The sequence below is a fragment of the Sphingopyxis sp. EU05-FHT14B03 genome (genome assembly GCF_058790875.1).
In genome coordinates, this window is sequence record NZ_JBYTDC010000001.1 from 1 (window position 1) to 19,905 (window position 19,905).

The 19,905-nt window shown below is 65.3% G+C and carries 25 protein-coding genes; 10 read left to right on the plus strand and 15 right to left on the minus strand.

Features of this window, described 5'->3' with window-relative positions; translation table 11 throughout:
• Positions 1 to 441 (plus strand): tetratricopeptide repeat protein (locus AC3WS4_RS00005; protein ID WP_492740339.1); only part of this gene is annotated, 441 nt, incomplete at its 5' end.
• Here AC3WS4_RS00005 and AC3WS4_RS00010 read toward each other — a convergent pair.
• Entirely contained in the window at positions 407 to 1,591 is a 1,185-nt protein-coding gene (locus tag AC3WS4_RS00010; RefSeq protein ID WP_492740338.1) for a S1 family peptidase, read from the minus strand. The genes AC3WS4_RS00005 and AC3WS4_RS00010 overlap by 35 nt on opposite strands.
• 241 nt (positions 1,592 to 1,832) lie before the next feature.
• Here AC3WS4_RS00010 and AC3WS4_RS00015 point away from each other — a divergent pair, with 241 nt between their 5' ends.
• From AC3WS4_RS00015 to AC3WS4_RS00030, 4 genes are all read left to right on the plus strand, one after another.
• Positions 1,833 to 2,984: an ImmA/IrrE family metallo-endopeptidase gene (locus tag AC3WS4_RS00015; protein ID WP_492740337.1), complete on the plus strand. Its 1,152-nt coding sequence runs from the start codon at positions 1,833 to 1,835 to the stop codon at positions 2,982 to 2,984.
• A gap of 1 nt (position 2,985) precedes the next feature.
• Positions 2,986 to 3,483, plus strand: a complete 498-nt coding sequence (locus AC3WS4_RS00020; RefSeq protein ID WP_492740336.1) for a DUF4411 family protein — start codon at positions 2,986 to 2,988, stop codon at positions 3,481 to 3,483.
• 439 nt (positions 3,484 to 3,922) lie between these two features.
• Entirely contained in the window at positions 3,923 to 4,216 is a 294-nt protein-coding gene (locus AC3WS4_RS00025) for a UvrB/UvrC motif-containing protein (RefSeq protein ID WP_492740335.1), read from the plus strand.
• A complete protein-coding gene (locus AC3WS4_RS00030; RefSeq protein WP_492742548.1) occupies positions 4,206 to 4,451 on the plus strand; it encodes a DUF3253 domain-containing protein in 246 nt (81 codons plus the stop codon). Before AC3WS4_RS00025 ends, AC3WS4_RS00030 begins: the two co-directional genes overlap by 11 nt.
• 170 nt (positions 4,452 to 4,621) lie before the next feature.
• Here AC3WS4_RS00030 and AC3WS4_RS00035 read toward each other — a convergent pair whose 3' ends face one another.
• The 5 genes from AC3WS4_RS00035 to AC3WS4_RS00055 all read right to left on the minus strand — a co-directional run bounded on the left by AC3WS4_RS00035 (position 4,622) and on the right by AC3WS4_RS00055 (position 9,191).
• Positions 4,622 to 5,551, minus strand: coding sequence for a HEPN domain-containing protein (locus AC3WS4_RS00035; protein WP_492740333.1), 930 nt, complete (start codon positions 5,549 to 5,551; stop codon positions 4,622 to 4,624).
• Positions 5,552 to 5,636: 85 nt separating this feature from the next.
• Positions 5,637 to 5,960, minus strand: coding sequence for a DUF736 domain-containing protein (locus AC3WS4_RS00040; RefSeq protein WP_439511475.1), 324 nt, complete (start codon positions 5,958 to 5,960; stop codon positions 5,637 to 5,639).
• Between the two features lie 301 nt (positions 5,961 to 6,261).
• Entirely contained in the window at positions 6,262 to 7,065 is an 804-nt protein-coding gene (locus AC3WS4_RS00045) for a TspO-related membrane protein (RefSeq protein WP_492740332.1), read from the minus strand.
• A 132-nt stretch (positions 7,066 to 7,197) separates the two neighbouring features.
• A complete protein-coding gene (locus tag AC3WS4_RS00050; RefSeq protein WP_137892546.1) occupies positions 7,198 to 7,455 on the minus strand; it encodes a DUF5818 domain-containing protein in 258 nt (85 codons plus the stop codon).
• Between the two features lie 167 nt (positions 7,456 to 7,622).
• Positions 7,623 to 9,191, minus strand: a complete 1,569-nt coding sequence (locus AC3WS4_RS00055) for a sensor histidine kinase (protein WP_062179339.1) — start codon at positions 9,189 to 9,191, stop codon at positions 7,623 to 7,625.
• A gap of 171 nt (positions 9,192 to 9,362) precedes the next feature.
• On the opposite strand from AC3WS4_RS00055, the gene AC3WS4_RS00060 reads away from it, so the two are divergent.
• Positions 9,363 to 9,755, plus strand: coding sequence for a response regulator (locus AC3WS4_RS00060; RefSeq protein ID WP_054728006.1), 393 nt, complete (start codon positions 9,363 to 9,365; stop codon positions 9,753 to 9,755).
• A 67-nt stretch (positions 9,756 to 9,822) separates the two neighbouring features.
• On the opposite strand, the gene AC3WS4_RS00065 is transcribed toward AC3WS4_RS00060, so the two are convergent.
• The 5 genes from AC3WS4_RS00065 to AC3WS4_RS00085 all read right to left on the minus strand — a co-directional run bounded on the left by AC3WS4_RS00065 (position 9,823) and on the right by AC3WS4_RS00085 (position 13,730).
• A complete protein-coding gene (locus AC3WS4_RS00065) occupies positions 9,823 to 10,080 on the minus strand; it encodes a hypothetical protein (protein ID WP_145923392.1) in 258 nt (85 codons plus the stop codon).
• A gap of 337 nt (positions 10,081 to 10,417) precedes the next feature.
• Complete coding sequence (locus AC3WS4_RS00070) at positions 10,418 to 11,380, minus strand: NAD(P)/FAD-dependent oxidoreductase (protein WP_492740331.1); 963 nt, start codon at positions 11,378 to 11,380, stop codon at positions 10,418 to 10,420.
• 26 nt (positions 11,381 to 11,406) lie between these two features.
• Positions 11,407 to 12,102, minus strand: a complete 696-nt coding sequence (locus AC3WS4_RS00075) for an MgtC/SapB family protein (protein ID WP_054728014.1) — start codon at positions 12,100 to 12,102, stop codon at positions 11,407 to 11,409.
• On the minus strand, positions 12,095 to 12,976 hold the full coding sequence (locus AC3WS4_RS00080; RefSeq protein ID WP_238586601.1) for an NAD(P)H-hydrate dehydratase: 882 nt from the start codon (positions 12,974 to 12,976) through the stop codon (positions 12,095 to 12,097). The genes AC3WS4_RS00075 and AC3WS4_RS00080 overlap by 8 nt, the downstream gene beginning before the upstream one ends.
• Positions 12,969 to 13,730: a histidine phosphatase family protein gene (locus tag AC3WS4_RS00085; RefSeq protein ID WP_062179329.1), complete on the minus strand. Its 762-nt coding sequence runs from the start codon at positions 13,728 to 13,730 to the stop codon at positions 12,969 to 12,971. Before AC3WS4_RS00085 ends, AC3WS4_RS00080 begins: the two co-directional genes overlap by 8 nt.
• Before the next feature lie 295 nt (positions 13,731 to 14,025).
• On the opposite strand from AC3WS4_RS00085, the gene AC3WS4_RS00090 reads away from it, so the two are divergent.
• The 4 genes from AC3WS4_RS00090 to AC3WS4_RS00105 all read left to right on the plus strand — a co-directional run bounded on the left by AC3WS4_RS00090 (position 14,026) and on the right by AC3WS4_RS00105 (position 16,632).
• Positions 14,026 to 14,772: an HAD-IIB family hydrolase gene (locus AC3WS4_RS00090; RefSeq protein WP_054728021.1), complete on the plus strand. Its 747-nt coding sequence runs from the start codon at positions 14,026 to 14,028 to the stop codon at positions 14,770 to 14,772.
• A 308-nt stretch (positions 14,773 to 15,080) separates the two neighbouring features.
• On the plus strand, positions 15,081 to 15,224 hold the full coding sequence (locus tag AC3WS4_RS00095) for a hypothetical protein (RefSeq protein WP_193749121.1): 144 nt from the start codon (positions 15,081 to 15,083) through the stop codon (positions 15,222 to 15,224).
• 112 nt (positions 15,225 to 15,336) lie between these two features.
• Positions 15,337 to 15,912: a DUF4142 domain-containing protein gene (locus tag AC3WS4_RS00100; RefSeq protein WP_492740329.1), complete on the plus strand. Its 576-nt coding sequence runs from the start codon at positions 15,337 to 15,339 to the stop codon at positions 15,910 to 15,912.
• Between the two features lie 141 nt (positions 15,913 to 16,053).
• Positions 16,054 to 16,632, plus strand: coding sequence for a DUF1989 domain-containing protein (locus AC3WS4_RS00105; protein ID WP_062179326.1), 579 nt, complete (start codon positions 16,054 to 16,056; stop codon positions 16,630 to 16,632).
• A 59-nt stretch (positions 16,633 to 16,691) separates the two neighbouring features.
• On the opposite strand, the gene AC3WS4_RS00110 is transcribed toward AC3WS4_RS00105, so the two are convergent.
• From AC3WS4_RS00110 to AC3WS4_RS00125, 4 genes are read right to left on the minus strand one after another with little or no spacing between them, the layout of a single operon-like run.
• Complete coding sequence (locus AC3WS4_RS00110; protein ID WP_152682318.1) at positions 16,692 to 17,027, minus strand: hypothetical protein; 336 nt, start codon at positions 17,025 to 17,027, stop codon at positions 16,692 to 16,694.
• Between the two features lie 40 nt (positions 17,028 to 17,067).
• Complete coding sequence (locus tag AC3WS4_RS00115; RefSeq protein WP_062179320.1) at positions 17,068 to 17,850, minus strand: SDR family NAD(P)-dependent oxidoreductase; 783 nt, start codon at positions 17,848 to 17,850, stop codon at positions 17,068 to 17,070.
• Positions 17,843 to 19,060, minus strand: a complete 1,218-nt coding sequence (locus AC3WS4_RS00120; RefSeq protein WP_492740328.1) for a zinc-dependent alcohol dehydrogenase — start codon at positions 19,058 to 19,060, stop codon at positions 17,843 to 17,845. The genes AC3WS4_RS00115 and AC3WS4_RS00120 overlap by 8 nt, the downstream gene beginning before the upstream one ends.
• 38 nt (positions 19,061 to 19,098) lie before the next feature.
• Positions 19,099 to 19,773 (minus strand): SRPBCC family protein, encoded by a 675-nt coding sequence (locus AC3WS4_RS00125; protein ID WP_238586600.1) that lies wholly within the window; start codon positions 19,771 to 19,773, stop codon positions 19,099 to 19,101.
• Positions 19,774 to 19,905 lie beyond the last annotated feature (132 nt).

Consider the following 19,905-nt stretch of genomic DNA (forward strand, 5'->3'; position numbering starts at 1 on the left):
AATCCCCGGGATGAAGGGGTCCTTTTTGCACGCCGATCACCCCACGAAGGGGGTGCCTATTGCACGCTGATCCTCAGCCTGCACTTGATGGGGCAGACCGATACCGCTCTGGCCTGCTACCGGAAGTCGGCGTCGCTCATCGAGGACGAAAAATCCGCGTTCTTTGAAAATCAGGCCTATATTCGCCAATGGGTGGGCGAATTGTTGCTGACCCGCGGCCACACCAAGTTGGCCCGACAATATTTTGAAGCGGCAATCGTGAAATGGTCCGTCGTCTCGCCGCCTAAGGCAGCAAATCTTCGCGAATATGTCACGGCAACCTTCAGCGATGAGACAAAGCCGGTCGATGCCAAGGCCGCGGAAGCAAGCTTTCTCGCGTGGATGGCGGGCCCGGGCGCGGATCCGGTCACACCGCCCGGCCTTCCGAGCAATGGTCGATAAGGTTGCGAAGCAGTTCGGCCGGTAGGGCTGCGGAGAAGCGCATCCGCTCGCTCGCCGAAGCCGCTGGCACCGCGGCCGCGCATTCGCACGCCTTTTCCTTCTCCTCCCGGTCCTCATCATCGTCCTTTTCCTGACGCGTTTCCTGGACCTTGCGCTCGCCTTCGAGCCAGTTGATCGTCATCCCGACACAGCGTCCGTCGCGCGTCAGAACCGGGCCGCCGCTGCTCCCGGGCGAAACGAGATTCGAGATGATCAGCGCCGGACATCGCTCCTCGTAGAGTTGTGCACGGCCATTCATTTCGCCCCGGTGGCCGAGCAGCAGCGAGTTAGCGCGCGGCACGAGCGGATAGCCGAGCGTGAACAACTCGTCGAACAAGTCTATATTGTCCGAGAGCGCGAAGCAGGGGCCGACGATCGGCTCGGCCAAGGCGGCGACGGCGATATCGTAATCCGGCGACCGGATTATCGGATTGAGGATAAGGCGCGCGCCCGCCTCCGACGTCACTGCCTCGACTACGACATCTTCGTCCGGATCGACATTATGCTTGGCCGTCACGAGATACTGCTGGCCCTCGTGACGCACAACGAAGGCGGTCCCGCGATAGATATCTCCGCCCTTGAGGACGTCCACTGCCGCGATCGCGCCGGCATAACGCTGCGGCAGGCGCGCCGGCGATGCAAAGAGATTGGCGAAACTGTCGTCGTCGATATGGCCATAGAGCACGTGTTCAAGGATCTGATGGTCGGCAAAAACGATCCCCGGCATCGCTGCAAACGTCTTCATGATCACGCCGGACGCAACGAGCCGCTCCCACATAATGATCACAATGACAGGCTTGAACGACTGGCCGCCGCAAATCATCGCCCGAAATAGTTCGAACGAGAACATGCCGAGATGTCGGCTGCATTCGATACGGTTCTCTGCGTAATGATCACCCGCTCCGAACGCAAATCCCGCGCGAAGTCGCTCCTCGAACGCGCCCGTGTCGGTGCGACGGACGCCAAACCAGTGCTGCGCGCGCCGCACATATTCGGCCATGTCGATTTCGATCGAACGGTCAAATAAGCTGGTGCCCATATCGCGTTCTACGCCGCCGGCACCCGTACGACGAATCCCTTCCTGGAAATGGCGCGCATCGAGGTCTCCCACTTTTCCCTGAGTTCAGCGGCGCAAATGAAGCGGACGCTCGCCAGAGCCACTCCGAAGTGAGCGGTTCTATGATTCGGGCCCAACTGCGTTCGCGACCATTCCCGTTGCATCGGGTGGTTTTACAGCCGTTTGCCACTGATCCCTCGATACGTCCCGACATGCCATTCGAGGAATTTGCTTCGCACTTGTTCGTAAATAGCGGTGCGCTTTCTGCGAATTCGTGCTTAGCTGCTTTCAAGCTATGCCGAAAGTTAATCCCGATATCCTGACTTGGGCACGCGAAAGCGCCGGGTTTGACGTCGCCGAAGCCGCGCGAGCAATAGGGCTAACGGGCGCAAACGCCGTGGATGCGCTCTCTGAATTGGAAGCGGGCGAAAGGCAACCGAGCCGCCGGCAGTTGGTCGAAATGGCGAAGAAGTATCGTCGCCCCTTACTCGCGTTCTACCTCGCCGAGCCGCCCAAGCCGGGCCCGAACACGCACGACTTCCGCACGATCCCTGAGCAGCGCCTTGGTAGCGAATCTTTGGTCAATGCGCTTGTACGAGACGTGAAGGCGCGTCAGGCGATTGTCGCCACTGCGCTCGAAGATGCGCAAGAGGCCGAGCCACTCGACATCGTCGGCTCTATGCTGGTTCAGGATGGGCCCGCTCGCCTCGCTGACGTGATGATGCAAACCCTCGGGGTCAGTCGTGAGGACTTCCGCGCAGCGCGAACCAAGGACGACGCTTTTCGGTTGCTTCGAGACGCAACCGAGCGCGCGGGTGTATTTGTCATTCTGATGGGGAATCTTGGCACGTTCCACACGGCCATCGACGCGGAGGTCTTCCGTGGCTTTGCCATGGCTGATCCGGTCGCACCCTTCATCGTCATCAACGAAAATGATGCGCGCGCGGCTTGGCCGTTCACCCTTCTACATGAGCTCGGGCACGTCTTCCTTGGGCAGAGCGGCATCAGCGGCTATCGTGCCGATCTCGAGATTGAACGCCTCTGCGACCGCGCCGCCGCGGCGTATCTGCTTCAGCCGGGCGAATTGGATCAATTACCAGCTGGCGCGCCGATTCCACCCCTAATTGAGGCCATCGGCGAATTCGCACACGCAAGACACCTGAGCCGCAAAATGGTGGCCTATAACCTGCTTCGAGAGGGAATGATCACCTCCAACAAATATCAGGCGATCTGCGCCCAGCTTGACGTCGAGCGAGCCGAAGCGGCGGCGGGACGGGCTAAGGGGCAGCCGAACTATTACGTCGTTCGAGGCCATCGAGTCGGGCAAGGGCTAATTCAGCTCGTAAATAGGATGGTCGCCGGCGGGGCGCTGACATCCACGAAGGCGGGCAAGGTCTTGGGCGTAAAGCCGACGGCAGTCGGCCGCATGACCGAGCGGGCCGCCTGACATGCTCTACCTGCTCGATGCCGATACGCTAATTCGTGGCGATCGCGGGTTCTATCCGCTGAGGCGTTTTCCGGTCTTTTGGCGCTGGCTCCTGCACCAAGGCGAGACTGGCCAAGTCAAGGTCCCGATAGAGCAGTACGAAGAGATTATCGTCGGCAAGGGCGAACTAGTCGATTGGTTGCGTGAGGCCGACGTAAAGGACGCACTCGTCCTCGATGAGGAAGCAGACCCCGACGTCATCGCCGTGGTGCTTTCATTAGGTTACGGAGAAAATCTCAACGAAGACGAAGTTGAGCTTCTCGGCCGAGATCCCTTTTTGATATCTTACGCGCTTACCGACCCGGCGAACCGCACTGTCGTGACATTCGAGGTCGCCGCCCCGAATCAGCGTCGCGGGAAGCGCAAAATACCGGATGCGTGCGCCCCTTTTGATATCCAATGCTGCAATTTAACGGGCCTAATCCACGCACTGGATTTCACAACCGACTGGCGCCCCTAACGCACCGACTTTTAATCGCTGCTTAAACAAACAACTGTTTTCGAGATTTCCGCGCTCGTGCCTGAATGGCCACCAGCAGGCGCGATGTGGCCTCGGCTCGAACATTCGGTGAATGACCGCTTTCGGGCACAGTCCGACGGGTCTCGAAACGGCCGAGATCGGGCGCTGAGCCGCCGGTCGCCGGAGTTGCAATCAGCCCAAAAAAAAAAGGCGGCCGGAAAGGCCGCCAAGTTTTTGTGATGAAGGAGCCCCTTCATCGGGTCGCGGGTGGCACATACTTCAGCGCGAGGAAGACACCATAGGAATTGCCGCACCGGTTCGGCGATTCTTTCCCACTGATGCCGCAGCGCAACACATCGTTTCGTGTGCAACTTATGCGGCGAAATGCAGACGCTCCAAATAGGATGCGGCCAATGCTCGGGTCAGGCGTATAGCGAGAATGTCCAAGGCGATCGAAGCACTTCAGAAAAGAATGCAAGCCGCTGTCGACGCGCTCGACTTCGAAGAGGCACGCCGCTGCCGAGACCAGATCAATCTTTTACGCGGCGGCGCGGCGCCCGAGGCGGTAGAGCGAGCGGACCTGTCCGGCATCGAGCGGCAGCAGCCCGGCGCAATGGGGCTCGGCACGAGCCAGCAACGCATGACGCCGCCTCAGGGATGGAAACCGCCACCGAAACCCGACCCTATGACCAAAGGGCGATCTTCGCGTAGTGCGGGCAAGCGTGGACAATAAAGTACAAGAAGCTGCTCTCGCGCTTCTGGCCGCGCGGACGGCCGATGGATCAGTATGTCCGAGTGAGGTCGCTCGCGCGATAACCCGCGGGCCTAAATGGCGCAGCGCCATGCCCGCCGTCCATGCGGCAATCGACGGCATGCTCGCGAGCAATCTGGTGCAGCTTAGCTGGAAAGGTAAGCCCCTCGCCCGACGCAAGGGACCGTATCGTATCGGGACGGCGATCAAAAACTAAGTTCGCCGACTTAACCTGTGTTTATTGCCACGAACCAGCAGAGCCTTATTGTCGCCGGTCTAATGCTTCCGTGCGACCCCGGAGGCAAAAGGGGCATCTTTCGGCGGGAGACCCTCTGCGCCGAAAGAAGAGAGGGCTCTGCCACGGCAGGGCCCTTTGCTTTTGGAACCTCAGCCAGCGTCGCGCGCGGTCGCCTCCAACAGCGCAATGCGCTCGCGGCACACCAGTTCAACCATGCCTGCCAAGTCAGCAATGCGCTCGCCCAGCCAAGCCAACTCTGCCTCAGAAATGCTGTAGTGCTTCGAGTAGCGCGCCTTGATGTAAGCCTCCTTGAGCTTCTCGAAACGCGAGCGATCGATCTTTTCGAGGCGCGGCCATGCTTTAGCCAAGCGCGGATCGATGCGTTCAGCCTGCGTCCGCAGGAAGGCGAGATTATGCACATGCGGTGTGTAGAAGCTGCAGACGAGTAGCGCACAGTGGTAGTAACGCTCTGTCGCCTGATGAAGATTAAACGCCGCCTCGCGTAGCCCATCTTCAGAGATGAGGAACTCAGCGGCGCGTTTAAACTTGCCAGCGCTCGGAAACCACTCTTCAAAATATTCCCGCGCCATCTCGAGCGCCGCATGCGGCGTCTTCGGCTGCGGCTCGGCAAGCTCGCTGTCCTCGGCTTCGTAAAGCGCGATCCCGTCGCGCGCGACGTCCATGAAAAAATAGCGCCCCTGCGACAGCCCGCTATTCACCTCGTCGAGACTGTGCACGATGAAGTTCACCGGCGTCCGCAGCGTCTTCGTTACCGACAATTCCCGAATGAGCCGGTCGTCGAGCTTCGACCAATAATCGGCCCGATCGGTCAGCCGCTTATCGTTGACGATGATCAGCAGATCATAGTCCGACTGATAGCCCTTGGCGGTGTGCGGCTCGTCGACCCAGCCGCCGCGAGCATAGCTGCCGTAGAGAATGATCTTCGAGATGCGCCCCTTCTTCTTCCAGCCCTGCGTCGCGAGCGCCAGCGCATCCTCGAATTCTTCGAAGATAATCTCGACGACGCGCTCGAGTTCGCGCTGCTTGTGCGGGGGAAGATGGTCGATACCGCTTTTCATCGTCGTCACCCTATCAACGCGGCGCCTCCTGCGCACCAGCTATTGCAGCCAGTGCGAGGATAAACCGCGTGTTTCTCTAACGCCGTCAGTCGGCGGGGTTCCAGAGCAGCGCATAAGCGTCGGGATTGTCCTGCCCCGCCGCGCGGGCAAGGTTCGCATAAAGGCGTCGCTGCCCGAACTCGGGGGCTTCGAGCGCGAGCGACACATAGCGCCGCTCGGACACAGCCGCGAGGCGCACCCATCCCGCGCCGATCTCGACGTCGTCCGAATAGACGCGGTAGTCGGGCTGCACCTCGCTCCCCTTGCCGCGGTTGATGCGAATTTCGATCGGCACCCGGATCGAGAGGGTGCGAAGTTCGCCGACAAAGCCCTTCTCGATCGTGCCGCTGACGAAGCCGATGGCTCCCATGATGTGTCTCCTGCCCTTGCCCGCGAGCCCGTCCCGCGGCGCAGAAAGGCAGCCGGGGCGCCGCCAGGCGCCGGCGCACCCAGAGGGCCGCAACGGCAGTGGAGGACGGGCGAAGCCCGTTGCGCCGGGGCCGCGCCCCGGCAGACGCCTCAAGCGCGGGTCGGGATCGCGGCTGGCCGCAGGGACGCGGCGATGCCCGGTGCGCCTCGCCGTAAGAAGGTGCCGATCGCGCGCTGAACCTCGGAAAAGTTCGAAATCAAACCGACTGCGGCGAAGACGCTCGAGCGTCCCCGAGACAGAATTACGATCTCGAAGCGGACCAATGGTGCGCGCCGCCGTCGCGCCAGCCCAGCGAAATTCCGATCAGCACCAAGATCGCCGCGATCGCTGCAGCCACCGCGACCGCAACGGCCTCCTGCCCGCCGGCTGCAAAGATCGCTGCCAGCGCCCAGAGGAAGACGAGCGCGAAAGGCGGATTGCCCTTGCCCCGCGCAAGGGCCGCGGCCGCGATCAGACCGCCGACGACGATAATCGCGGCGGAGATGAGCGGCGCGACATCGGGCGCAGCGTCGACGCCATAGTAGCGCAAAGTGGCGGCGACATTGACGATCGACGCCGCCGTCAACCAGGAAGCGAGCGCCGACAGCGGCAGGATGGCGCCCCAGCGCTCGGCCGCCGAAAAGGGCGCCGTCCAGGCAGCGATACGGCGATAGGCGATGAGGATCGAGACAAGCGAGCCGAAAATGATGAGGGTCGATACCGCGTCGATGTCGCCTAGCTGCACCCAAGTGGCCCAGAGCGCATTGCCGAGAAAAGCACCGGCTGCCGGCCAGCGCAGCGCGGCGAACAAGGTGCTATCGCGCCCGGCCGACGTAAACTGGAGAAGCGAGAAAACCAGCGATCCCAGATAAAGCGCTCCCCAGATCGAGAAGGCCCAGCCCGCGGGCGTTATCAGCGTCTGCACGGCGTCCGAACGCTCGCCGACCGGCGTGCCGATCCCCATCACGGGCAATAGGGCAGCTCCGATCTGCGCCAGCGCACAGAGAAGGACGACGATACGCGCCGGATCGGCGGCGGGTGCGGGGGTTGCGATGGTCTGGGTCATGCAGCTCTAACCGGCGTCGTACAACTTTGTTCCGCTACTTGGGCCGGTCAAAATTGAGAGGCATCCGGACCGCCTGCGGACATCCGGCTTTACGATCCTCCCACCAGGCGGCTTCGGCCAGTGGCGGCGCGGCTATGCTTCGATCGGCGAGCCGCTGTCCGGAAGAGCACCACCCGCCGCGGTAGCGCCTTCTGGGGCGACGCCGTCGACCTCGACAAGATCGTCGCCGACGAGCGTGCCCGTGATGCGCACGCGCTTCTCGACATGGTCGACGGGGGTGCGGCGAAGGTCGAGCCGCCAGCGGCCGCCGAGGTCGCGGCGAAGCGCGAAGCCGCCTGCCACCCGCAGCAGCATTCCCGACTCGTCGATGCGTGATCCGATTCCCGCCATGGCTACGCCTTAACCGAGCCGCGCCGGACTCGCCAGCCACGAGCAAGGTTTGAGACGCCCGCCCTGCGAACCGCTCCCTTCGACCATCGACCTTCGGCCCGCACCTTCGATCCTCGACCCACGAAGCGCGCGAACCTCGCGCGATCCCGCCGCGCCCAAGATGCTGGTCATGCGGGAAGCTCGAGAGTGCAGCAGACACCCTCGGGCCTGAATTCGATCGCGGCGCTGCCGCCCTGCCCGCGGAGCGCCCGTTCGAGCATCCGCGTGCCGAACCCCGTACGCGCGGGAGGCGCGACGGGGGGACCGCCCTGCTCGCTCCAGCGCAGGCGGAGCCGATCCCGGCCGCTCTCGTTCACCATGTCCCACTCGACCGCGACCGTGCCGGCATCGCCCGACAGCGCTCCATATTTGACCGCATTGGTCCCTAGTTCGTGCAGCACCATCGCCGCGAGCAGCGCCCTTGAAGCCGGCACCTCGGCGTCCGGCCCCGCGAGGCTGATGCGGCCCGGCTTCATCTTGTCGAAAGCGTGGAGCGCGCGCTCGATCATTTCACCGGCCGATACGGTGCCCCAGTGGCGCTCGGTGAGGAGGTCGTGCGCGTCGGAGAGGGCGCGGACGCGCGCCTCGAACGACTGGCGCTCGGCGGCCGGCGTCTCGCGAAACGTCTGCGCGGCGATCGCCTGGACCATCGCGAGCGTGTTCTTCACCCGGTGGCGCATTTCGGCGAGAGTGAGCTGGAGCTCCTCTTCGGCCTTCACGCGCGCCGCGATCTCGACGCGCGCCGCCTCGTGAAGATGGGCGTTGTCCATCGCCACCGCCGCCTGCGCAGCCACGGCCTCGACAAGCTCCTCGACCTCGGCATTGAACATGGCGGGCTCGTCATGGCCAAAGAAAAGCCCGCCGAGCACCGCGCCCGAGCGCGAGATGACGGGAACCGCGAGATAGCTCACGACGGGCAGATGCCCCTCCGGCATGCCGTGGTGCGGCGCGCTCAGGCCGTAGCGCGGATCCTTGCGGATATCGTCCGACCGGATCGTCCCCGCTCCGCGGAACGTCGGGTCGAAGACGGCGGTATTGCGCGGCATGCCGAAGCGCTCGAACGCCTCGCGCGGGGCGCCGGATAGCGAGAAGAGCAGGTAACTTTCGCCCTCGTCGCCCAGCACATTGTAAAAGAAGGCGCCGAAGCGCGCACCGCTGAGCTCCGTCGCGATATCGGTCACCGCCTGGACGATCCGTTCGAGGTCGAGATCCTGCGATACGAGGAGGGCGGCGCGATTGAGGTGGGTCAGCCGCTCGGCCTGGCGGGCGAGCTGCGCCTCGACCGCCTTTCGTTCCGAGATGTCGCGCGCGATCTTCGAAGCGCCGATGATCGTGCCGTCGGCGCGGCGCACCGGCGACACGGTGATCGAGAGGTCGACGAGGCTGCCGTCCTTGCGCCGACGGACCGTCTCGAAAGGCGGAACGCGCTCGCCGGCGCGCACACGCTCGATGATCGCGGTTTCTTCGCTGCGGCGTTCCTCGGGGATGAGGGTGAGGATCGAGCGGCCGACGATCTCGTCGGCACGATAACCGAACATGCGTTCGGCCGCGGGATTCCAGCTGGTGATGGTTCCATCGAGCGTTTTACTGATGATCGCATCGTCCGAGCCCTCGACGAGCGCCGCGAGGTGCGCGGCACTTTCGCGAACGGCTAAGCCCCCTTGCGCCGCTTCGTCCTCGACCAGCGTCTCACGCATATGTCATGGTCCCTGCCCCTCCGATGGCCCCTGCGTTCCCGAAACGGGAATTCGCTATGGCAAAGAAACCCTTGAGTGGTTGATGCGTTCCGCCGAGACTGCCATGCGCCCAGCCGTGACGCCGAGCGACCTCTCAACTTCGATCCATGTTTCAGGGCGAAAGTCATCAGCGTGCCAAACCCGTCCCCCGCCCCTCTCTGCACGGCCATCGTCGCCGAAGACGAATGGCTCGTCCGCATCGACATCGTCGAGGCGCTCGAGGCAGCCGGGTTCGCGGTTCGCGAGGTCGAAACCGCCGAGGACGCACTACTCCTGATCGGCGAGGAGCGACCGCATATCCTCGTGACCGATATCCGGCTTGCCGGCGCTCTCGACGGATGGAGCCTCGCGGAAGCCTATCGCGACGCTCATCCGGGCGGCGGCGTCGTCTATGCCTCGGCCAATGTGCCGCTTGCCGACCGCCAGGTCGAGGGCAGCTTCTTCTTCTCGAAACCCGTGCTGATGAGCGCGCTCGTCGATGCATGCCTCGGCCTCTGCGCCGGGCAAGACGGCCGGCCCGCCTGAGGCGGGCAAGCGGGCGTGATCCACCTGTCACGCGTCCATCGCGCGCCCGTCACCTCCGCAGCGCGGGTCAGGCGGCGGCCGCCCCTGCCTGAGCAGAGGGCCCCGCGGTGCCTTGGGATGGGGGGAGGCCGTGCAGCTTCCAGAGATTGGCTTCGGTCTTGCTCATGCGAACGAGAAGCTGCTCGCCGTCCCATAGTTCGACCTCGGCACTGCCGCGATCGTTGAGCGCGAACTGGAACGCCTGATAGGCGTCGGGCGCGCGAAATTCGACGCGGCGCGGCTCGCGCGCATCCTCGCCATGAAAAAGAAGATGAAAAAGGCGCATGACATGCTCCATTCCTGTTCCGGAGCAAGCGCGACCCTGCTCTCAGCACCGATCGGAACGCCTCAGGCAAAGGGCGGACTGCAAAATCAGGCAGCCGCAAGAGACGCCGATGAGGGTGGGACTCAGCCACTTCTGCATAGCAGATTTGGGACCCCAAGGCGCGAAAATCGTGATGATCGAGATCAATCCTGCACGCGCTGCGGCGGGTAGCGCCCCATCCGCCCGTCGCGTCGCCAGATCCATCGAGGCAGGTTTTGCCCAACGACCATGTGGGCCGAACGCGCCCGGCCGAGCAGCTTTCGTGCATCCGTCGAAGCGATAGCCTGCCCCTTGCCTTTCAGTGCTGGTCCGCCATTACATGCCCTTCGACACGGCGCAGCCAGTTGTGAAGCCGCGTCGCAGCCGCCGCGCCATGGCCCGTCGCGGTGCTGATCTGGTCGAGCCCGGCGAGAACATCGCCGGCGCCGTAGACGCCGGGCATCAAGGGCTCGGCAAAGGCATCGGCGGGCAGGCAGCGATTGGCGTCGCCTTGGAGACCGAGCCCCGCCAGCAATTCGCTGCGCGGTTCGGATCCGAGCGCCGGATAGAGGGTATCGAAAAAAAGTGGCTCATCCGCACCCTCCAGCTGCACCGCTATGCGTCTGTCCCGGTGCGCGAGGCGAAGCAGCTGCCGCTCCTCGATCCGCACGTCGCTGGCCGCGAGTTCGGCACGCTGCGCGGGCGTGAGCTCGACCTGCCACTTGGGGATGAGGGTCACATCGTCGGTATATTGCCTCAGGAACATCGCCTCGGCGGCGCCATGAAGGTCCGACCCGAGTACGGCGATCTTGCGCCCGCGATGCTCAAATCCGTCGCAGATCGGGCAGTAGCGCAGCGCGCCGCTCCGGACGGCGGCGTCATGGTCGCCGCTAGCGAGCACCGCCTCGTTGGTGATGACGCCGGTCGCGAGAATGAGCCCGCGCGCCGACAGGCGGCGGCCGTCCTCGAGCCGCGCCGCGAAGGGGGCACCGCCGGCGCCTGCGGACAGACAGTCGACGCGCGCCAATTCGATTTCGGCACCGTATCGCCCTGCCTGATCGGTGAGCCGCGCGACGAGATCGGCTCCCGATATTCCGTCGGGAAAGCCGGGCACGTTCCAGGCCATCGGCGCGCCAAGCGCGCGCGAACGTCCGTCGTGGAGCACGAGGGTGCGGCGGCGATAGCGCGCAAGATAGAGAGCGGCGGTGAGCCCTGCGGGTCCCGCGCCGATGACGAGCGCATCATAAGCGGGCTCGCCCGAAGGGTCGCGGCCAGCGGGCATGCGCGCTCCCGTTCCGGCCCCACCCTTCATCCCTGCTGCGGCCTGATGTCGAAGGCGGCGATGCGATCGTCCCCGCTGAGCGCCGCCGCCAGCGCATCGGCACATTCCTCGCCATAGCCTGCGGCGATCGCGGTAAAGCCGGGTGCGCCGCCGGCGCGGCGCTGTTCGACGGTGATCGCCTTGAGGCCATGTTCCCCGAGCAAGGCGATGACCTCGGCCGAGGCGATGCTCGTGCCCGCCCGATAATCGAGCGTGACATGCGCGATACGCCGCTGCGGCGCGTGGCGCTCGGTCCAGGTGACGGCAGCGAGCACGAGGAAGGTCGCGACGCCGCCGAAGATGGCGAGTTCGTAGAAGCCTACGCCGAACAGGATGCCGAGCGTCGCGGTCATCCAGAGCGATGCAGCGGTGGTGAGCCCGCGCACATTGAGCCCCTCGCGAAAGATCACGCCGCCGCACAGGAAACCGATGCCGGTGAGCACGCCATGCGCCATGCGCACGGGATCGATGCGCACGACCTCGGTCGGCGTGTCGGTGAGCCATTCCATCTGGTGAACGGCCGACAGCATGAGGAGACAGCAGGACAGCGCGACGAGGATATGGGTGCGCAGGCCCGCCGGGCTCGCGCGATATTCGCGCTCGCCGCCGATAATCGCGCCGGCGATGACCGCCCCCGCAATCGGCAGCAGGAGATCGGGGTCGAGGAGATCGAGCTCAGACACCGCGCATCAGCCCCGGGACGAGCGGCAGCAGCTCGCGCGCAAGATAGCCGAGCGGCCCCATGGTTTCGCCGAGCCGCCGCCCCGCTTCGCCGTGCAGCCAGATGCCCCAGGCGGACGCCTGCAGGGGCGAGAGGGCTTGCGCGCCGAGCCCGGCGATGAGGCCCGCCAGCACGTCGCCCGAGCCGCTGACGGCAAGGCCGAGCCCGCCGCCCGCATACGCCAGGCAGCTCCCCTCGGCGATGAGATGGCTCGTCGCGCCCTTGACCATCACCGCCGCGCCGAACCGGTCGGCGGCCTTGCCGAGCGACGCGAGCGGGTCGCTCGCGACCTCCTCCTTCGCTACATCGAGCATCGCGGCAAGTTCGCCTTCGTGTGGGGTGAGGATTGTGTGCGCGGCGCGCGCCCGGATCGCATCCGAATGCGCGGCCGCCGCGCGCAGCGCGACGGCATCGAGGAGGAGGAAGATGTCCTCGGGCAGCGCCGGCAGCAGGGCTTCGAGCAGGGTCCGGACGATGTCGGCGTCGATCATCGCGGGTCCAAAGACGATGGCGTCGTGCAGCGCCACCTCGGCGAGCAGCAGTTCGGCCGCCTCGGGCGCAATCTCGCCCGCTTCGGTTTCGGGGAGCGCGACGACGGCGCAGGCCGGAAAGGCGATGCCGATCGGGATCGCGGCCGAGGCGATCGTCGCGATCGTCACCTTGCCCGCCCCGGCGCGGAACGCCGCCTCGGCGGTCAGCAGCATGCCGCCGGGCACCCGGCGGCAACCGCCGATCACGAGCACCCGGCCGCGTCCGTTCTTGTCGACATTGTCATGATGATCGGGAAGCGGATGCGCCTTGAGCCAGGCGGTGTCGAGCGGGGTTGCCTCAGCCACGCGCGGCCACCATCGCATCGGGTTCGCGGGTGACGGGGACTTCGCCCTCCATTGGCGCAGTCACATTGTAGCGCGACAGGACGAGGTTGCCGTCGCGGCCCACGTCAGCGTCGAAGCGATATTCGGTGATCGCGCAATTGGCGACGTCGCCTTCGCTGTCGATTGCCAATATCTCGGCCTCTCCCAGATTTTCGATGATGGTGCGCAGGCAAAGGACGACCACCTGGTGCGCGACGATCATCACGCGCCGCCCGCCATAATGGAGCGAGACGGTGTCGAGCAGTGAGCGGAGGCGCAGGATCACGTCGCACCAGCTTTCGCCGCCCGGCGGGCGGTGATAGAATTTACCGAGCGCCAGCCGGAATTCGGCCTGATCGGGATGCGCCGCCTCGATGCCGCGGCGCGTGAGGCCATCGAGGATGCCGAACTCCTTCTCGCGCAGCCGCTCGTCGATGCAGATTTTCTCGTCGGCCGCGCAGCCTCCTGCGCCGCGGAAGATTTCGGCGGTCTGCACGGCCCGCACATAGGGCGAGGCGAGCATGATCTCGGGGCGGCCGTCTTCCTCGCCCGCGGCGAACCAGGCGCCGAGCGCCCGTGCCTGTTGCTCGCCCAGCGCCGAGAGGGGCACGTCGACATCGCGGTGGTCGAGCGCGATGCGCAGGTCACCCGCCGCGTCGGCGGCATCGCGCGCGACATTGCCCGCGCTCTGGCCGTGGCGAACCACCCAGAGCACCGAAGGCCAGCGCGGGGTCATCGAATGGCTTTCCTCGTCATCGACACGCTAACGCCTCCAAAGCCGAACTCGTTGCGTTAGGCTCGCGGGTCGCCCAGCGAGCGGCCCCGACCTTGCCGCGGCCGCGGCATGCCGACAACGACGGCCCGCCATCCGTCCCCGCCACGCCCGCTCCCGCCGTGCTCGTAGCCCCGTCTTTGACATTTTGCCCGCGAGGTAGGTCGGGGCGAGGTGCCCGCAGGAACTTCGGAAGGCCTCAGGCGATTGGGATGCTTTGTCGGCTCAGCGTCGGCGACAGCGAACAGAGGAGACAATCATGAAGAAACTCGTCGCCTTCGATCTCGATGGAACCCTGGCGGAAAGCAAGCAGCCGCTCGCCCCGGAGATGGGCACGGCGATCGCGAAGCTCCTGGGCGTCGCCGAGGTCGCGGTGATTTCGGGCGGCGACTGGCCGCAGTTCGACAAGCAGGTCGCGAGCCGGCTTCCGGCAGACGCCGATCGGGGTCGGCTCTGGCTGATGCCGACGACGGGCACGAAGCTTTTCGTCCACCGCGGCGGCGGCTGGACGCCGCTTTATGCCGAGCTGTTCAGCGACGAGGAAAAGGCGCGCATCCTCGCCGCCTTCGACGCGTCGCTCGAGGCGACGGGGTTCGTTCCCGAGGAAGTCTGGGGCGATCGCATCGAGGACCGCGGCAGCCAGATCACTTTCTCGGCGCTCGGCCAGCAGGCGCCGATCGCCGCCAAGGAAGTCTGGGATCCCGACTTCGCGAAGCGGCGGATCATCCAGGCGGATCTCGGCGAGCGGCTCCCGGGCCTGTCGATCAACATGGGCGGCGCGACCTCGATCGACGTCACGCGCGAGGGCGTCGACAAGGGCTATGGGCTCAAGAAGCTGAGCGCCGAGAGCGGAATCGCGCTCGGCGACATGATCTTCATCGGCGACGCTATCTTTCCGGGCGGCAACGACTATCCGGCGAAGTTGCTAGGACTCGACACGGTGCGCGTGCGCGACCCCAGGGAGACGATCGCGGTGATCGAGGCGATCGTCGCCTGCCTCGGTTGAAGGTGCGTCAGGCGACTGCGAGCCGCGCCGCGCGCCGAGCCCTTTTTGGCCGCACCGGCGCCGCGCCGCCGCCCTCCCGCACGCATGATAAGTCTGGCGAAGCGCCGAACGCGCCTGCCCGCCTCGCCCCACCGCCACGCGGCCGCGCCGTCGCGAAAGGCGGCCGGAACACGCACGGCGTCCCGGACCGTTGCCGCACGCCAAAAGCGTATAACTTCGATCAACCCGGCTCCTCTTTCACGCAACAAGCCGGACAAGCGCGGGGTTTCCATATTGGCCCGCCTCGGGCCGCATGGAAAGGATGCGTCATGGCACAGAATGAGAAGAAAGACGGCAAGCAGCAGGGTAGCTCGTCCGGCAAGGGCAGCCAGCAGCAGCAGGACGGCAGCAAGAGCCAGTCGGGAGCCGACAAGCAGTCGGGAAGCAAGGACCAGGGCAAACAGCGCAGCTGACCTCCGCCCCCGCATTCCGGGTGAAAGACCGGGCCGCGCGCGCTGCGACCCGGTCTTGCATGCGGAAAAGCCGAGAGGCCAAGGCGCAGAAGATCATTTGAGGAGAGACGAGATGAAGACATGGATTGGAGCCGCGGCGGTCGCCGCGATCGTCGCGGGATGCGGCGGACCCGATACGCGCGACGAGGAGCAAGCCGCCGCGTCTGCTGACACGGCCGTTGTGGCATCCGAGCCCGGTCCGGCCGCCGCAACGCCGGCGCAAGCAGTCAGCACGGCCGATTATGTCGCGCAGGCGGGTGCCGGCGACCTCTGGGCGGTCGAATCGTCGAAAGCCCTGCTCGCCAAATCGAAAGATGCAAAGGTCAGGGCCTTTGCCGAGATGATGATCGACAATCACGGAAAATCGACCGCGAAAGTGAAGGCGGCCGCCGCGAGCGCCGGGGTCGAGGCGCCGGCACCGACACTTGCTCCCGACCAGGAGAAGATGCTGGCGGACATCAAGGCCGCCGATGCCGCGGGTATCGACAAAATCTATCTCGACCACCAGAAGACCGCGCATGGTGCGGCACTGGCGCTGCACCAAGGCTATGCTGCCTCGGGCGAGGCGGTCGCACTCAAGCAGGCGGCAGCAGAGATTGTGCCGGTGGTGGAAGCGCACCGCGCCGAACTCGGCAAGCTGGCCCCCTGACAGAGGCTCGGAACCGGCGTCTCAAAGCCGCCGCGCGATTAGCGCGGCGGCTTTCGCTCGCCGCATTTCGTCCTCCTCCCGGCAACCGCTTCATGACATCTTAGTTCATTCCCGCCGCACCTTCTCAGTTCAGGAGCATTCATGACCGACCGGATCGCGCCCCGCAGCGGCGTCGCCTTCACGCTTCCCAAGGACAAGATTCTCTGCGTGACCGACCCCGATGGCGGCCAGGTCGGCGACCTTCTTGCGTTTCGTGCGGCGGATCCCCGCGAAGCGATCTCGAACGGGCGAACGTTCGACTATGAAGAGACGATCCGGCTGACGACCGGCAACCGCTTGTGGTCGAACCGGTCAAACGCATTGCTCGAGATCGTCGAGGACAGCTGCGGGGTGCATGATTTTCTGCTGACGCCATGCAGCGAGGCGACCTTTCGCCATTTCTACGCCGACAAGCCCGTTCATCGCGGCTGCTTCGGCAATCTGGCCGAAGCGCTCGAGCCATATGGGATTGCTGCCGACGCCATTCCCGTCGCGTTCAACCTGTTCATGAATGTGCCGGTCGGCAGCGAAGGCAAGATCCGCGTCCTTCCGCCGACGACGAAGGCCGGTGACTTCATACGGCTTCGCGCGCTCGACGACCTGATCGTCGGGCTCACCGCCTGCTCGGCCTACGACAGCTGCGGCGGCAGCTTCAAGCCGATCGACTACCGGATCGAGTGAACGGCCGGGTACAGCGCTGCCAGAGCGATTGCGCCGCGCCGCCCGACCACCGCGAGGGCCTAACGGCTCCCGCCAACCGGCGCGTCCGCCCCCTTGCCGGGCGGGGGCGTATCGGGTTCGGCGGCGCGCCCGCCGCCGCCTTGCGGGTCGCTGTCATAATCCTCCGCATTGCCTTTGCCGCCGGCACCCGCGCCGCTTCCGCTGACAGGACCGCTGCCGGTGCTGCGCCGATGGCCGCGGTTGGCGGCGCCCGATACGTCGCCGGCCTCGCGCTCCCCGGCGGGATAGCGGTCGGGCGTCGTCTTTCCGACATTCTCCCGGCGTTCCATGGGCTCTTGCGGCAGCGACCCGTCCCCGGCGGAGCCCCCATCCCTGCTGTCATTGCGATTGTTCATGATCGTCTCCTCTTCACCAAATGATGCCGGATCGGCCAGATCAGCCTTGCGTCCCCGACCCCGGCTCGGCCAGCTTTCGGTGCATCTCGGCTGTCGCCGCTTCGCTGAGAACGCCCGATACGAGGACCTGCGCCTTGTTCTTGAGCCCGTGAACGACCGCATGCTCTCCTGCGAGGAGCGCGTCCCATCCGGTTTTCGCCACATCGGCGGGATCGTCTTTTTCCGATTGCCCGACCTTGGTGTCGAGCATGCCGGCCCGCTCGAAAAAGCGCGTCTCGGTCGCGCCGGGTTTGAGACAGGTGATGGTGACGCCGCTGTCCTTCAATTCATTGCCAATCGCCGCGGCGAAACTGTCGACGAAGGCCTTGGTGCCGTTGTACACCGCCTGGAAGGAGCCGGCGAGATGCCCGGCGATCGAGCCGGTGATCAGTACCTTGCCTTCGCCGCGCGCGACCATCGCCTTCAGGACCGGCTGAAGCAGCAACAGCGTGCCGGTGATATTGGTGTCGATGACGTGACGCCACGCGTCGACGGGCTGGTCGAGAAAACCGTGGCCGAGGCCATGACCCGCGTTGGCGACGAGAATGTCGATCGGCCTGCCGCCCGCAGCGGCAAGAAGACGTTCGACCCCGGCAGCAGTCGCGAGGTCGGCTTCCACCGCCTCGACCTCGACGCCCTTGGCAAGGAGGCCCGCGGCAGCATCGACGAGCGGCTCGTCGGCCGCGACGATGAGGTCGTAACCATCCTTCGCGGCGAGTAGGGCGATCTCGCGGCCGATACCGCTCGAGGCGCCGGTGACGACAGCGAGTTTGCGATCAAGCATGTTCCATCTCCTGCCGGGCCGAGACGGCCCCTTTTGCGAGGCCGGGCTTGAGTACGATCTTCGTGTAGAGGTCCTGCTCGTCGTGCCAGTGCCGGTACATCTCGGCCGCGTCCTCGAGCGATGCGTGATGCGAGATGAGCGAGACGGTGTCGAACTTGCCGCCCTGGATCATATCGAGAAGCTCGCCTGAATAGCGCTGGACATGCGTCTGTCCGCTCTTGACAGTGAGGCCCTTCTCCATGAGCTGACCGAGCGGGAATTTGTCGGCGAAACCGCCGTAAACCCCGGGAATCGAAAGACGGCCGCCCTTGCGGCACGCAAGGATCGCCTGGCGCAAGGCGTGGATGCGCTCGGTGGACGAGAGCAGTTTGACCTTCACCTGGTCGAGAATGTCGTCGACCGTGAACCCGTGACTCTCCATGCCGACGCAGTCGATGCACGCATCGGGGCCCACGCCGCCGGTTATTTCGGCCAGCGCCTCGCGGACATCGACCTTCGTATAGTCGAGGATCTCTGCACCATATTTCTTCGCGAGCGCGAGGCGCGTCGGAAAGTGATCGATCGCGATCACGCGCCCGGCGCCCAGCAGCAGCGCCGACTGGATCGTGAACAGGCCGACGGGGCCGCAGCCCCACACCGCGACGGTGTCGCCGGGCTCGATGTCGGCGTTGACCGCCGCCTGCCAACCCGTCGGCAAGATGTCCGAGAGGAAGAGCACGTCGTCGTCGGCAAGGCCGTCGGGAATGACCACCGGCCCGACATCCGAATAGGGAATGCGGACATATTCGGCCTGCCCGCCGGCGTAGCCGCCGGTGAGATGCGCATATCCGAACGCCCCGCCCATCGCATGACCCATCATCAGCTCGGATGCATCCCGCGTCTCGGACGGGTTGCTGTTGTCGCAGGCGCTATATTGCTGCTTCTCGCAGAAGAAGCATTGCCCGCAGCTGATCGTGAAAGGCACGACGACGCGCTGGCCCCGCTGCAGCGTCGAGGATGCGCCGGTCTCGACCACTTCACCCATGAATTCGTGGCCGACGATATCGCCCGCGCGCATGCCCGGAATATAGCCGTCGTAAAGATGAAGGTCCGAGCCGCAGATCGCGGTCGAGGTCACGCGAATGATCGCATCGCGCGGGTTGACGATTTCGGGATCGGGAACGGTTTCGACACTGATCTTGTGGCGTCCCTGCCAGGTAACGGCGCGCATGGCCTTCTCCTTGATGTGATTGTGCTGCGGTTCGGCGTTCAGATGTGCGGCTCGGCAGGGCTCTCGGCGCCTCGCGCGGAGGGCGAGGCATTGGTCGTCACTTCGCCCGTTTCCATAAGCTGCTTGAAACGGTGAAGGTCGCGCCGCGCCTGCACTTCGGGCTCGCGCTGAAGGAGCTTGGCGGCGAGGCGCCCGACCTTCCCGGCGGGCGGGTCATAGGCGAGGATCAGGCTGACATAGGTGCCTCGCCCCGCCGGCGCGTCGGTGAAGCGCACCTCGCCGCTGTTCGCGATGTCGGAGGCCGGCGTACTTTGCCAGTAGATCGATGTGTCCTCGACGCGCTCGGTGATGCGGTTGACCAGTGTCACCTCGCGCCCGGCGGGCGCCTTGATCGTCCACTGCGAGACATCGTCGCCGAGGTCGTCGACCGCGACCACATTCTCCATGAAGTCGGGAAAGCGTTCGGGCGTCCATGCCGCATAGAGCTCGGCGCGGGGGCGATTGATCAGCACCGACTTGCCGAACATCGTGCGGGAGGAGGCTTTGTCGAGCGTCCAATGCGGCGCGTCGGTCGCGATTGTTTCTTCCTGCCCTCGGCTCTCGCGGTGCCGACGGCGCTGCCAGAGCGACGCGACGGTTGCGAGCACGGCGATGCCCGCGCCAGCGGCGGCGAGAATCAGCGGATCGGGAAGGTCATTCTTGGATCTGGACATGGATCATCTCCCGCCCGGGCAGAGGCCGGGCGTCATCTGGGGAGCGTCGGCGGGGCCGGCGCCGGTCGGGGGAAGCGGCCCCGACTTCGGGGCGATGAACGACTGACGCCCGTCCGCTGCGATCGTTCCGCG

Coding starts and splice junctions, on each gene's coding strand:
- AC3WS4_RS00100 (WP_492740329.1), top strand. CDS start 15,337: ATGAAGACATGGATTGGAGCCGCGGCGGTCGCCGCGATCGTCGCGGGA.
- AC3WS4_RS00085 (WP_062179329.1), bottom strand. CDS start 13,730: ATGACCCCGCGCTGGCCTTCGGTGCTCTGGGTGGTTCGCCACGGCCAG.
- AC3WS4_RS00095 (WP_193749121.1), top strand. CDS start 15,081: ATGGCACAGAATGAGAAGAAAGACGGCAAGCAGCAGGGTAGCTCGTCC.
- AC3WS4_RS00045 (WP_492740332.1), bottom strand. CDS start 7,065: ATGACCCAGACCATCGCAACCCCCGCACCCGCCGCCGATCCGGCGCGT.
- AC3WS4_RS00020 (WP_492740336.1), top strand. CDS start 2,986: ATGCTCTACCTGCTCGATGCCGATACGCTAATTCGTGGCGATCGCGGG.
- AC3WS4_RS00120 (WP_492740328.1), bottom strand. CDS start 19,060: ATGCGCGCCGTTACCTGGCAGGGACGCCACAAGATCAGTGTCGAAACC.
- AC3WS4_RS00025 (WP_492740335.1), top strand. CDS start 3,923: ATGTCCAAGGCGATCGAAGCACTTCAGAAAAGAATGCAAGCCGCTGTC.
- AC3WS4_RS00070 (WP_492740331.1), bottom strand. CDS start 11,380: ATGCCCGCTGGCCGCGACCCTTCGGGCGAGCCCGCTTATGATGCGCTC.
- AC3WS4_RS00015 (WP_492740337.1), top strand. CDS start 1,833: ATGCCGAAAGTTAATCCCGATATCCTGACTTGGGCACGCGAAAGCGCC.
- AC3WS4_RS00115 (WP_062179320.1), bottom strand. CDS start 17,850: ATGCTTGATCGCAAACTCGCTGTCGTCACCGGCGCCTCGAGCGGTATC.
- AC3WS4_RS00105 (WP_062179326.1), top strand. CDS start 16,054: ATGACCGACCGGATCGCGCCCCGCAGCGGCGTCGCCTTCACGCTTCCC.
- AC3WS4_RS00065 (WP_145923392.1), bottom strand. CDS start 10,080: ATGCGCCTTTTTCATCTTCTTTTTCATGGCGAGGATGCGCGCGAGCCG.
- AC3WS4_RS00050 (WP_137892546.1), bottom strand. CDS start 7,455: ATGGCGGGAATCGGATCACGCATCGACGAGTCGGGAATGCTGCTGCGG.
- AC3WS4_RS00090 (WP_054728021.1), top strand. CDS start 14,026: ATGAAGAAACTCGTCGCCTTCGATCTCGATGGAACCCTGGCGGAAAGC.
- AC3WS4_RS00125 (WP_238586600.1), bottom strand. CDS start 19,773: ATGTCCAGATCCAAGAATGACCTTCCCGATCCGCTGATTCTCGCCGCC.
- AC3WS4_RS00035 (WP_492740333.1), bottom strand. CDS start 5,551: ATGAAAAGCGGTATCGACCATCTTCCCCCGCACAAGCAGCGCGAACTC.
- AC3WS4_RS00040 (WP_439511475.1), bottom strand. CDS start 5,960: ATGGGAGCCATCGGCTTCGTCAGCGGCACGATCGAGAAGGGCTTTGTC.
- AC3WS4_RS00055 (WP_062179339.1), bottom strand. CDS start 9,191: ATGCGTGAGACGCTGGTCGAGGACGAAGCGGCGCAAGGGGGCTTAGCC.
- AC3WS4_RS00110 (WP_152682318.1), bottom strand. CDS start 17,027: ATGAACAATCGCAATGACAGCAGGGATGGGGGCTCCGCCGGGGACGGG.